A 12,624-nucleotide genomic window follows, 5' to 3' on the forward strand; every position below is an offset into this window, starting at 1 on the left:
GAACTTTTCACTGTCCAGATGTATTGTTTACTCCCGAATTCTCCCAAATTTCATTGTCCTGTTCGTTCCCTCCGAATTCGATTATTGATCGGTCTAGTATGTCCCATTTCCGTCGTTTCCAAAGGTTCTATTTATTAATTTTACACTCCCAAGGATATTTTATTCAACCATGTTTTCTTCAGCGATATACCATTCTGACTGTGCCAAAAACATTTCTCTATACAAAGATTCCTTGTTTAGTAGTTCATTGTGTGTACCAATTTCTTTTATTCGGCCTTTTTCTAAAACTATTATCTTATCTACCCATTTGCACATCCCTAATCTATGGGTGAGAATAATAGATGTTTTTCCTTTTGAAATTCCAAAAAAATGTTTATATATCTCATTTTCTGAGACAGGATCTATTGCAGAAGTAGGCTCATCTAAAAAAACAATATCAGCATCTCGAAAATATACTCTAGCTAGGGCTGTCTTTTGCCATTGTCCACCGGACATATCGATACCTTTATTAAACTCAGGGCCAAGGCTAGTGTTTGATCCATTTGGAAGTGAACTAATTGTGCTGCAAGAGTTGCTTGATTTTAACGCTTGGTTATAGAGATCCTCATTATCTCTATTTTTTAAATCACCTATTATTACATTTTCTTTAAAACTAAGTGGATACTTTCCATAGTTTTGAAATAGTACGGCAATCTTATTCCTTAACGTATCTTTATTATAATCACTTATTGATAGACCATCATAATAGATTGATCCTTCAAGAAATTCATCATATAAACCAAGCATACATTTAACGAGTGTTGTCTTTCCGGAACCGTTATGTCCGACTATTGCGACCCTCTCCCCCTTCTTTATAGAGAAGGTGACGTCTTCCAGTATCCTAGAACTCGAATTTATATATTTAAAAGATAGATTGCTTACCACAATCCCCTCTTTTAGTTCACTGAATTCTCTTCCTTGATCCTGCTCTTCCTCTGGCAAATTAAGAACTTCAAAATACAGCGGAAGAAAAGTAAATGTTTGATGTATATGGCTTAAAGAAGCTACGAGCTCATTAGCACGTCCCTGAATCTGTAATATAGCTTGTGTAAGTAAAATAAAAGTACCTACCGATAAGGCTGAACCAGAAGTATTAACTAGTATAATAAGCATAACTAATTGAAGTAAATTAATTGATATTTGAATTGAAGATGCAAGTACACTCCTTCTATTCATCAATTTCACATTCGGTGTTTCTACCTTCCAGAAAACAGCTTCCCATTTTTTTAAGAAAAATTTGTGAAGTTGGAACATTCTGCTTTCGGACATTAATTCCCGATTAAAAAACAACTGAGAATAGTATTCTTTTTTTCTCATATCTTCACTTGTAGTGTTGTAAATATTCATTTGTACTTTGTTAAATATATTCGAAATAAGAATATTTACGAGGCTAAATAAAACTAGCAAAATAAGGATGGAAAAATGAATGTTTCTCAGTATATAAATCATACCTAAAATGGATATAGTTGTTTGAAGTAAGGTAAGTATGCTCGATAATAATGACACGCCGATTTGGGGAATAATATGTTGAACAGTTACGATTCTATTATGCATTTCCGTGTCATCAAGCAAAGCAATTTTGATTTTGGATAGCTTCTCTTTTAAAGAAGTATTTAAGTGAAAATTGTATTTGAGGTTCAACTTATTCTCTATCATATTGTTAGCTAGCAAAAATAGCTGTGTTAAGCAATATAAACCACTTTGGATAAATAAAAGAAAAATAATTACATTAGCTCGTCCACCAGCGAGAGAATCTCCCACTTTTTCAGTGTAAACCAACATTAAACTTTGTAGTAACGGTATAAAAATGGACAAGAGAATTATCCATAATAAACCAACGGGGGAAACTGATCTATAAATTCTTATTATTTTTATAGCACATGCTAAATTTTCTTTGATTTTCATTAAATATATGCCTCGATCCTAGTGAGACTTGATGCGCCAAAAGAACTCAATTGCGTAATTGAGTTCTTTTAACGCATTCGCTAAATATGTCTGTTTTTATTAACAACCACACTTAGCTGGTGGAATCCAATAGGAGCAACTAGATGGACAGCTAGAACAGTCAGTCCAAGATTCGTAACCAAAGCAACTCAGCTTAAATGTACATCTACGCACACAGCACTCAGTAGGACAATTCATCTTTTTCACCTCCTTTCATGAAATGTGGATCTACGAAATCAGAGCGAAATTGCAAATGGTTGACTATGGACTGATAGTGACCTGAATAAGTTCCCATTACCTGTCCATTTGGTGTTACACGGATTAGGGTTGGAAAGGTATTAACCTTTAAATCATCTAATACTTTTTCTCCAACTATTAATTGAAATCCAGAAATTTTTTCGACTAGCATTAGGTGCTTCTCACGAATGTTTTCATGGACTATTTGAGGAGGATCAAACGATAAAAGGACAATATTTTGCTCAATTTGACTACAATCATAATGAGATAATCTAATGAGAGCCTCTTCACAAGGTTGACATCCAATTCCTGTAATCAATATAAGATTTTCTCTAGTGTCACTTAACTTATACGGATAAGTGGCTTCTGAATGCAAAAGGTCTGTAACTATTACACTAGGAAATTCGTCATTCATTTCCAAACCATAATCAAGTGGGAATAGCTTGTTATCCGGATTGCTGGGGACTTGGACTTTTAATTCACTCATTTCCTCCAGTATTTTCTTATTCATTTTCATTATCTGCAACTGATAATATCCAAAAATCACTATCATAGTGACTATTAAAATTGAAACTAACAGAATCAGATTTTCCATACTATCACCTCCTACTTTGTAAAATAGTTTTGGCTTCTCTAATAAAGAAATAGACAAACAATATAGAGACTGATGCTATTTCCATAAGAACTAATTGTTTAATTGAAGTTGAAGTTGGATAGGAGAAAAATAAGTATATTAACCCTAGGGATAACACAGAGTTTCTTATAGGTATTTCCTTGCTTATGACATGATTCCCTAAAAAACCTCCACAATTGCATTTTATTGTTGAGTTATTCTTAATTTTTTTTATAACCAATATGCTAAAAACATTTAACATCAAGATGATTGCAATCAATGATACCAATTTATACTCCGGAATAAACAACATAATAGGAAATGCTCCTTCAGATACAACAACCATTAACGACACAAGGTATAATATTCTTTTACTGTGGATAGGTGCAAATTGGCTGACAGTGTTTACAAATGGTTGAAAATTTTTAACCTTAGATATAAAAGCGCTTAAGAATATTGTTGCAATCATCAATTTAATAAAAAGAACTACATCCAATTTCGTCACCTCCCTCCATATAAACTCTTCCCGACCCGAAGTTATGTAGAATTTTTTTCGCTCACTAAATATAATTTGATATAAGCCTATCACTCAGTTAGTAAACTAACATCCAATTAAATTTAAGGTTAAGCTAAATTTTTATTTAGGGCGTGTCTGAAAACAACTAGCTATTGCTTCAAAAGCAACACCGGGGCATAATTTTACCGGACGAAATGACGAGGGGACCTGTAAAATTATGCTAAGACGCCACGAAATCAAGGATCAAGACTGGAAGCGGACTCAACAACTACTACTACCTGAAAATATAGCCGAAGTGTTCACTGTCGTGCATGGGAAACCAGTACCGCTGGGATCATCCAGAAGACACGTCTCATCCGGGATACGGTATACTTTTTGGCTTCCTGCGGACCGATTTCCAGCTAGAAGCCTTGGTAGACATTGTAGGCAATCATCTTGAGCATCGCATCGGCTGCATTGGGATAAAAACCATCATTCGTAATCGCATCCAAAGCAAATCCGTTTTTAGCTTCCTTGATGTAGTTTTCCATCCCGCAGCGGTGATTGTAGAAACGCCATAGGTCTTCACCCTCCCAGTGGAGGTTGGTTACGATCCATTCGTATTCCCAACCGTATTCCGGGAACAGCGCCATTTGTTCGTCATCCACCACTTCTTTCGTACGCACAGCTACGATGCGGCGAGGGATACTCCATCCGTTCGCTTGGTACATAAATTCGGTGTATTCGATGATGTGGGTGCCTTCATGAAACCTGCACCATGGCCGGCTTAAAGCCTTCTAAACAGCGGGTTGCTTCGTTTCATTTTGATCGTCATAGCCGATCATCCGCTCTTCACAGGCGGCGTACATGGCTTCTCCGCCAAAGCCTTTGTCGCCGCGGCAATACAAGGTTTCGATGGATGCTGGCAACCGTTTCAGCATATCTTCGATGATCTAATACCGTTCGATCTCATCCACCATTAAGTCGGCGGTCACCTCTTTGTTTGGGTAAACGAAAGCGCGACCTCGTCAGTGGTCACATCAAGGATGCCGAACGGTGTGACGAAGGTCTTGGAAAAATCGTGATCCGCCACTTTTACTGCGACTCAATCCACCTCTAGAAAAATCGCCGATTTTCACACGGTCTTTGGTATCGATTGAGAGGCGAACCACGTTGCTCTGACCTTTCGTCTCTTCATGGACTTCCTTCAGTTTGCTGAAGATCGCGTTCGTTTGCTCGATTTTTTTAACGGTTTGGCTTTCTTTACTTCTTCAGCGTGTAGCCGAACCCGTTGACTTTGGTGTGGATCGTTTGAAAGGTGGGCAACTCCTCATCCGTGTAGCCCTTTTCCCAAATCAACTGCTTTCGAATTTCCCTTACCGTCAGCCTCATATACAGCTTTTCGGTTTTAAAGCTTGGATTGGTCTGGCACTGGCCGTCTGCAATGGCCTGAATGTCCTTCAGCAAGCCCGGCAACTTCTCCCCAGCCCAAAGTCGTCCCCGCTCGTGGAATTGGTCGGTGATCTCAACGCCAGTTTCCACCTCTCGCATCCCTTTGGCGATTGTATTTTGACTGACCTGGAAGGTCCGTGCGACGAGCATTGATTCGCCTCGGCCAACCTCTTTCGTTAGTTTGGTCAATGCCATCCACTTGTGAGATCCTTTCAGTGATGACACGGCACCTTTCAGAAATTCTTTGCAATTATGAAACCATTGCGTTACCATTTGAATACATCATTTGCTATGTTTTGGTTCTTTTGGGAATCCAATCAAAACATATCACGAAGGATTTTTCAGCTTCTTCAGTCCTCTGCCATCCCTTTACGATGTTACCACCATTTTGCTCTGTTATTTTATTGGGTGTGCCTTATACACTTATACATTATCAAAAAAAATGTAGCTTTCAGTTGCTCTATATGATATGGTGGGTATCCTTTTGTGTCGTCAGCGATTGACTATGCAGAAAAACATATTCTTAGGAGGTAACTGAAACATGTCAGACAGCTTTCAAAGTGCCTATCAAGAAGAAGAGTACAGGTTAGAGCGAACGATGAAGGAAGTGGACAGTCAGCTGGAACGGCTGCAGAATATCCCGGTATACACCGGCCACGACTTCACAGAGCAAGTGCTGGAGGCCGGACGTGAAGAGCGCCGCACCGCCTTGTCCAAGAGCGCGCAGCAACCCTATTTCGGACGCTTGGATTTCGAAGAACAGGGCAGTGGTGCACGGAAACCGCTGTATATTGGCAAAATCGGCGTAGACCGCGAAGAGGTGGGAGAGCATCCGCTCGTCATCGATTGGCGTGCTCCTGTCGCAAGCCTGTTTTACTCATTTACCGGAGGGGAAGCCTCCGCAATGTATGAAGCCCCAGAGGGACTTATTGAGGGCCTGGTTTATCTGAAACGAAACGTTGTCATTCGGCAGCGTATATTGGAACGTGTGGCGGATACGTACAATCGGGACAGTGACCAGCCAGCCGTATCAGATGAATTCCTTGTGTATCGATTGGGTGAGAACAAGGACAACAAGCTTCGTGATATCGTATCCACCATTCAGGCGGAGCAGGATCAGATCATTCGTGCGGCGAGAAACACCGCATTGATCATTCAGGGTGTGGCCGGTTCGGGTAAAACAACCGTCGCACTGCATCGGCTTGCCTTTTTGCTATATCAATACAAGGAACAGGTATCAGCGGAGAAAATGGTTATTTTCGCACCCAACCACATGTTTCTGGATTACATATCCGATGTACTCCCAGAGCTCGGTGTAGGAGATATTCAGCAGCGTACATTCCCGGATTGGGCGATGAACTTACTGGGGTTAGACCTGCCTTTGGCAGACACGTCGGAGACTTTGAACACTTGGTTTGAAACGCCGGATGCACGTCCTGAACTCAATGATGATGTGCCTGGGCGTTATAAAGGCTCGATCCGCTTCATGGAACTGATTCGGGAGTGGCTGTCCGGGATGGAAGAGGAATCGGTACCCGATATGGACTTCAGTCCATGGGATGGTGCAGTGCTCAGCAAAGCCGAGATTGAGAACTGGTTCGGGGATGAGTACAAACATTATCCGCTGGCGAAACGCAAAGAGCGGGTCATGGCGCGTATTCACCGCTGGATTGAGATGGAACTTAAGAAACCGATGCCAGAAGCTGTGCGCAAAGAACGCAAGAAAAAAGCGTCTACTCGTGAGAAAGCTTATGCCAAAAAATGGCCTCAATACGAGCCGCTTACGTTATATAAACAGCTGTTCAAAGCTGCAAAGGGCGGCTCTGTGCCAGCCTCGCTCAGCGGGCTTATTCCCAAATTTGTGATGAAGCAAACGGCTGCAGATCTGAAGCAGGATATCATCCGTGAAGAGGATTTGCCTGCATTGGTGTACATTCATACATTGGTCCATGATATTGAGGGTTCGGAGCGGTTTGATCATGTCGTCATTGATGAAGCGCAGGACTTTTCTCCTTTTCATGTGGCGCTATTGGATCAGTTTGTCAAAGGGCATTCTTTCACCATACTGGGGGATCTGTCCCAAGGCATTCATGAGTACCGTGGTGTTCACGCGTGGGAAGAGATGAGTTCGCTGTTTCCCGAGGAACAGAATGCATACTTTGCATTGACTCGGAGTTATCGCTCGACAATGGAAATTATCGATTATGCCAATACGATTCTGGAGCGGGGCGTCAAAAGCGGTATTACGGCAATTCCTGTATTCCGGAGTGGTGATCCTGTACGGACATTGTCCTATGGGGTAGAAGGGCGCACAGCAAGCCTCGGACAGGCTCTGAAGCTCTTGACGGTCAAAGACTATCGCACAGTCTCTATTCTGACCCGTACCCTGCGTGAGGCAAAGGAGCTTCACCATGAACTCCAGGCCGCAGGCTGGGATCTGAACTTGATTGACGGCGGCAAAAAACAGTACACAGGCGGTCATTCCGTTTTACCTGTCTATTTGTCGAAAGGGTTGGAGTTTGATGCAGTTATCGTAGCGGATAGCGATGAGAAACACTATTTGCCCAATGCGGGTGATGCGAAGCTGTTGTACGTTGGCTGTACACGGGCATTGCACGAACTGTGGTTATTCCACGACGGCCCATTGCCAGACTATGCTGCTGCAACCCACAATCCGGAAGGCGAGTCTGTTGCCATTCAGGGTTGGCCTGACAGCGAGGCAGAGTGAAACCTTGTTGTTGAACATAGCATTAATATAGAAAGAGCATGGCGCTGTTAAAGCACCATGCTCTTTTTTGTACTTTTCAGATGAGTATTATTATCGAGTGGCTCACCTAAAGTTTCGCTGTTATTCTTCTGCTAGTTAACTTGCAGGTGTACGTTGGGTCAAACCCGGTTTATCCAAAGCTGAGTTATGACTGACGGGACGTCGGTTAACCAGGAAAATCCCCAGACAGATCATTACCCCGCCTGCACCCACAATCCAGCCGACATGCTCTTCCAACAAGACGAAGCTCGACAGCAGTCCAAACAGCGGCGCCAGAAAAAGAAAGGAACTGGTTTGGGCAGGATCTGTGTTCTGCAGCAAATAAAACCAGAGGGTAAACTGAATGATGGAACAGAAAATCGTCAGCCATACCAGGACAACGATGGACGTTGTATTTACGATAAAATGAGGCTGCTCTGTAAAGACACTCAGTAGAAGCAGAACTGCGCCTCCAGCGAGCATTTGGTAAGCGGTAAGCACAAATGTATCATGAGCAGCTCCCCAGCGCTTAATGAGCAACGTGGATACAGCAAAGGAGACAGCGCCGCCAAACCCAATCCATGTCCCAGGACTCAAGCTCAGATGGAATCCAAAGGTCAACGCCACTCCGACAAATCCGAGAATCACACCGGTCCACTGGCTAAAACGATAGGATACACCATATAGAGCAGCACTCAGGATGATGACAAGCAACGGATTCGTAAAGGTGATTATGGCGGACTCTCCCGAACTGATCCAGTTCATACTGTAGTAGGCACAGCCCATCACTCCCGCCGACTGGAACAGACCGATTACAGCGATTTGCATCCACTGTTTCCAACCCACAGGCATAGGATGTTTTCTGATGATCCACGCAAGTAATGCTCCTGCCAATATATAGCGAAGCCCCATTAACAAAAAGGGAGGAGCATACATCATGCCGATTTTGCCTACGGGAAACGAGGTTCCCATGATGAGAGTTGTAACAAGGATCAGCAACGTATATTTTAAAGGTTTCATCAGGATTCCTCCCTTTCGCTTCCTATGCTCATAACGTCTGACCGCTATCTACTGTAATCAGTTGCCCGGTCATGGATGGCTGCTCCAACGCGGCGCATATCATATGTGCAATATCTTCGCTTGCCGCTATTCGCTGTAATAATAACTCACCGCCCAGACGATGCATCTGTTCTTCCTTTCCTGCCCACCAACGGGTCGCGACTGCACCCGGAATGATGGCGTTAACTCGAATATCGGGGGATAGCGCATGTGCCAAAGACTTCGTTAAACCGTGTACTGCTGCTTTGGAAACGGCGTAAGGAAGGGAGGACCCAGATCCTGTGCTGCCAGCTATGCTGCCGAGGTTAAGGATTGCGCCTTGACCTGCCTGCTGCATTCCTTTCGCTACAGCTCGTGCGCAGTAAAACATGCCTTTAACATTGACGTCATATAGTTCATTCCATATGTCATCCGTTACGGATTCCAGATCCTTCATTGGGATATGATGCGTAATGCTGGCGTTATTTACGAGCGCGGTCACAGGGCCAAATTTTTCAGTGATAGCGGCGGCCATTTGGTGAACCTCGACATCGGAACCCACATTAGCCTGAACTGCAAAAGCTTGACCTCCCGCATTCAGAATATGTTCTACAGTCTCTTCGGCCTCATCCTGGGAACGGGAGTAATTGACGGCAACGGCTGCTCCACGACTAGCGAGCAGTATACTGGTAGCTTGGCCTATACCCGTACCGCCTCCGGTTACCAAAGCTACAGTGTTCGTCCAGTTGATCATTATTAACACTCCTTAAGTGAACTCATCCAGTAGTAAGTTGCTGTGTTCTGATTACCCCGATTGTAGCTCGAAGCAGCTATACTGTATAATGATTGTTAATGGAGTAGATATCATTTTAAATGATGTCAGAATGGATATCGTTTTATTTGGGAGGTTACTATGGAAAGTGGGGATTTAAGGATATTTCAATGTGTCGCACAAGAGGGGAATCTGACCCGAGCTGCGGAGCGCCTCGGTTACGTGCAGTCCAATGTGACAGCAAGGATACGACATCTGGAATCCGAAGTAGGGACACTGCTGTTTATTCGTCATAATCGGGGGATGACGTTATCTCCAGCAGGTGAGATGCTGCTGACGTATGCGGATAAAATTGTAGGCCTGCTCGATGAGGCGGGTAAAGCGTTGAGCTCTACAATTGAACCTTCTGGACCACTACGCATAGGCTCCACGCAGACTGCCGCAGCGGTACGTTTACCTGAGCTTTTTGCGAAATATTATAAACAGCATCCGGCTGTCTCCTTATCTTTGACTACAGGTAACTCTCAAGTGCTTATGGATCAGGTTATTGGGTATGAATTGGAAGGAGCGTTTATCGGTTGTTCATGTGATCACCCTGATATTGCTTCTACTCCCGTATTCGATGAAGAACTATTCGTTGTCTCCTCCGGTATGGGACCAGAAGATGAAGAACTCACCAGTAAACCGATTCTGGTCTACAGCATGGGATGTTCGTATCGTCAGATTTTGGAGGAATGGTTATCGGCTAGCGGTGTAACCCGTCCGGTCATTATGGAATTTGGAACCCTTGAAGCGATTATTAGCGGGGTTACATCCGGCATGGGAATTTCACTGTTACCCGAAATCGTCATTCGGCATCAGATCAAAAATGGATCACTGCGCAAGCACACACTCCCGGCAGGCATGAATCGGATGATGACTCATTTTATTACGCGCAAGGATGCCTTTGTCAGCAGTGCGCTTGGCGCATTTATGGGTATGCTGCCGCGGGAGTATGATATGATAGAGAATAGCGATTAATCAGAAATTTATCAGGAACAAGTAAAGGCAATCCGTTAAGGAAGTGATGAGCAATGGATTTATTTTCGTTTCAGCAAGATTCAGAACCTCAAGCAAGACTGCTCGCTGACCGCATGCGGACAGAGCGGCTTGATGAATATATTGGGCAAGAGCATATTATTGGACCGGGAAAATTGCTTCGGCGCGCTATTGAAGCGGATCAGATCTCGTCCATCTTGCTTTATGGTCCTCCGGGATGTGGCAAGACGACATTGGCACATATTATTTCCCAGCATACCCAAGGACAGTTCGTCCGTCTGAATGCGGTGGATGCTTCCGTCAAAGATGTACGTGAAGTCATCGAGCAGGCGCAAACGAACAAGCAGTTGTACGGAACAAAAACTATTTTGTTCCTCGATGAAGTACACCGCTTTAATAGTTCACGTCAGGATGCGCTGCTGCCCGCAGTAGAGAAGGGCACGATCATTTTTATCGGCGCAACGACAGAGAATCCCTTTCATTATGTGAATGGGGCCTTGATGAGCCGTTCCACGCTGTTTCAGCTGGAGTCTTTGAACAAAGAGCATTCCCTGATTGCGATGCGCCGAGCGCTGGCAGATGCGGATAAAGGTTTGGGATTCATGGACCTGCAGGCAGACGAGGAGGCATTGGAGCATATTGCGACGATGGCAAATGGCGATATTCGGCGTGCGCTGAACGCCTTGGAACTTGCTGCACTGACTACACCGCCTGAGAAGGACGGCTCGATTCACATTACGCTTGATGTAGCTGAAGAATCTATTCGTCGTCCGATTGTGAAGGCAGATGAATCGACACAATATGATGTGTTGTCGGCATTTCATAAAAGCATCCGGGGTTCCAGCGATGCAGCACTGTTCTGGTTTTTGTATGCGGTAGAGAAGCTGGGCATGGACCCGATGACGTTTATACGTCGTCTGATTGCAGCGAGCAGTGAAGACATTGGACTTGCGAATCCGCAAGCGATGACCCAGGCCATTGGGGCGCTGGATGCTTATCGCAATAATGGCTGGCCTGAAGCCAAGCTGAACATTGCTCAAGCGATCCTGTTTGCTGTTGAAAGTCCGAAGTCCAATGCGGTGTACACTGCGATCTCGAAAGCGATGAATGCCATCGATGAGGTGAAATCAGCTGAGGTCCCTCTTCATCTGCGGGATACCCATTATTCCGGTGCAGTGAAGCTGGGACATGAAGGCTACCAATACCCGCATAATTATCCGGGCCATTACGTGAAGCAGGAATATTTACCGAAACAGCTCTCACGCCGCGTTTTCTATGAAGCAACGGAACAAGGCAATGAATCCAAGATTCGTCTAAACCAGCAGCGGCGCAGAGAGCTGTAAGATCGATGACCCGGGAGATGCTTGAACGATGAAAGAAATTTTATATATTGGAATCGGTGGAATTTTGGGTACGTTATGCCGATATGGGATACAGTTATGGCTTCCAGCAGCCAATGAAGGCTTCCCTTGGGCAGTGCTGCTGATTAATGCCGTCGGGAGCCTGTTTTTGGGTTGGTTCTTCACCATAGCTGTTCCAGGTAAAATAACGCCTCAACTTCGTCTTGCAATTGGTACGGGGTTTACCGGAGCATTCACCACATTCTCCACCTTTACTCTCGATCTGGTCCGTTTATCCGAGGGAGGAATGTGGGTGAAGGCTGTTGTATACCTCGTTGTGAGTTTACTCGCAGGGTTATTACTGTGTGCATTGGGGATTAAGGTGGGGCAGCGAATGCTGGGTAAACCGACGCAGGATGGTGTTGCACCATGATCATCTGGATTGGTCTTGCAGGAATGCTCGGGGCAGTGCTTCGCTACAGTTTGGGGCGATGGATATCCGGTTCGATCGGAACGGCCTTCCCATGGGGGACATGGGTCATTAATATCAGTGGTTCATTGGTACTTGGATTGCTCTATGGCTGGCATCAGTCAGCTTCAATCCCGGACGAAGTCTGGGTAATCTGGGGGACTGGATTTTGCGGAGCGTATACAACGTTCTCTACATTTGGTTATGAGACCCTCGGTCTGATGGGGCAGGAACGCTATTCTAGAGCGATTTTGTACGTTATCAGTTCGGTGCTGTTGGGGGTTGCGGCTTCTTTTGCAGGAGTGTGGCTGACTGCATAAGTAAAAATAATTATTTTTTTTGCAGGAAAAAGAAGGAAAAAAGCCATCCGTCATGGTATACATGAAAGATGGCTTTTGTTATAGGAATACAGGGTATTGTGCAAAATCCATATGGGAATG

Annotated in this window: 13 protein-coding genes and 1 pseudogene; 5 read left to right on the top strand and 9 right to left on the bottom strand. The window is 44.3% G+C overall.

Annotated features, from left to right (window positions below; all coding sequences use genetic code 11):
- Positions 1–159: 159 nt before the first annotated feature.
- The 7 genes and pseudogenes from BMW94_RS07245 to BMW94_RS07265 form a co-directional block, all read right to left on the bottom strand.
- Entirely contained in the window at positions 160–1,944 is a 1,785-nt protein-coding gene (locus BMW94_RS07245) for an ABC transporter ATP-binding protein (protein WP_090996394.1), read from the bottom strand.
- 220 nt (positions 1,945–2,164) lie between these two features.
- Positions 2,165–2,815: a hypothetical protein gene (locus tag BMW94_RS07250; protein ID WP_090996397.1), complete on the bottom strand. Its 651-nt coding sequence runs from the start codon at positions 2,813–2,815 to the stop codon at positions 2,165–2,167.
- A gap of 4 nt (positions 2,816–2,819) precedes the next feature.
- Entirely contained in the window at positions 2,820–3,329 is a 510-nt protein-coding gene (locus BMW94_RS07255) for a MauE/DoxX family redox-associated membrane protein (protein ID WP_090996401.1), read from the bottom strand.
- A gap of 422 nt (positions 3,330–3,751) precedes the next feature.
- A complete protein-coding gene (locus tag BMW94_RS07260) occupies positions 3,752–4,081 on the bottom strand; it encodes a transposase (protein WP_368086905.1) in 330 nt (109 codons plus the stop codon).
- A 45-nt stretch (positions 4,082–4,126) separates the two neighbouring features.
- Positions 4,127–4,258 carry a hypothetical protein gene (locus BMW94_RS31125; RefSeq protein ID WP_302847994.1) on the bottom strand — a complete coding sequence of 44 codons (132 nt, stop codon included), beginning with the start codon at positions 4,256–4,258 and terminating at the stop codon, positions 4,127–4,129.
- A gap of 111 nt (positions 4,259–4,369) precedes the next feature.
- Positions 4,370–4,576 (bottom strand): annotated as a pseudogene (locus tag BMW94_RS31260) (hypothetical protein); the annotation flags it as partial.
- A gap of 16 nt (positions 4,577–4,592) precedes the next feature.
- Positions 4,593–4,976 (bottom strand): hypothetical protein, encoded by a 384-nt coding sequence (locus BMW94_RS07265; RefSeq protein WP_139209320.1) that lies wholly within the window; start codon positions 4,974–4,976, stop codon positions 4,593–4,595.
- A 346-nt stretch (positions 4,977–5,322) separates the two neighbouring features.
- Here BMW94_RS07265 and BMW94_RS07270 point away from each other — a divergent pair, with 346 nt between their 5' ends.
- Complete coding sequence (locus tag BMW94_RS07270; protein ID WP_090996410.1) at positions 5,323–7,509, top strand: HelD family protein; 2,187 nt, start codon at positions 5,323–5,325, stop codon at positions 7,507–7,509.
- A 135-nt stretch (positions 7,510–7,644) separates the two neighbouring features.
- On the opposite strand, the gene BMW94_RS07275 is transcribed toward BMW94_RS07270, so the two are convergent.
- Positions 7,645–8,547 carry a DMT family transporter gene (locus tag BMW94_RS07275; RefSeq protein WP_090996414.1) on the bottom strand — a complete coding sequence of 301 codons (903 nt, stop codon included), beginning with the start codon at positions 8,545–8,547 and terminating at the stop codon, positions 7,645–7,647.
- Positions 8,548–8,575: 28 nt separating this feature from the next.
- Positions 8,576–9,316 carry an SDR family NAD(P)-dependent oxidoreductase gene (locus BMW94_RS07280; RefSeq protein ID WP_175480628.1) on the bottom strand — a complete coding sequence of 247 codons (741 nt, stop codon included), beginning with the start codon at positions 9,314–9,316 and terminating at the stop codon, positions 8,576–8,578.
- A gap of 162 nt (positions 9,317–9,478) precedes the next feature.
- Between BMW94_RS07280 and BMW94_RS07285 the strand changes: the two genes are divergently transcribed.
- From BMW94_RS07285 to crcB (BMW94_RS07300), 4 genes are read left to right on the top strand one after another with little or no spacing between them, the layout of a single operon-like run.
- Entirely contained in the window at positions 9,479–10,357 is an 879-nt protein-coding gene (locus BMW94_RS07285) for a LysR family transcriptional regulator (protein ID WP_090996421.1), read from the top strand.
- Between the two features lie 53 nt (positions 10,358–10,410).
- Positions 10,411–11,718, top strand: coding sequence for a replication-associated recombination protein A (locus BMW94_RS07290; RefSeq protein ID WP_090996424.1), 1,308 nt, complete (start codon positions 10,411–10,413; stop codon positions 11,716–11,718).
- A gap of 28 nt (positions 11,719–11,746) precedes the next feature.
- On the top strand, positions 11,747–12,148 hold the full coding sequence (crcB, locus tag BMW94_RS07295; RefSeq protein WP_090996427.1) for a fluoride efflux transporter CrcB: 402 nt from the start codon (positions 11,747–11,749) through the stop codon (positions 12,146–12,148).
- Positions 12,145–12,504: a fluoride efflux transporter CrcB gene (crcB, locus tag BMW94_RS07300; RefSeq protein ID WP_090996430.1), complete on the top strand. Its 360-nt coding sequence runs from the start codon at positions 12,145–12,147 to the stop codon at positions 12,502–12,504. Before crcB (BMW94_RS07295) ends, crcB (BMW94_RS07300) begins: the two co-directional genes overlap by 4 nt.
- Positions 12,505–12,624 lie beyond the last annotated feature (120 nt).

The sequence above is a fragment of the Paenibacillus sp. OK003 genome (assembly GCF_900109515.1).
In the GTDB taxonomy this organism is placed as follows: domain Bacteria; phylum Bacillota; class Bacilli; order Paenibacillales; family Paenibacillaceae; genus Paenibacillus; species Paenibacillus marchantiae.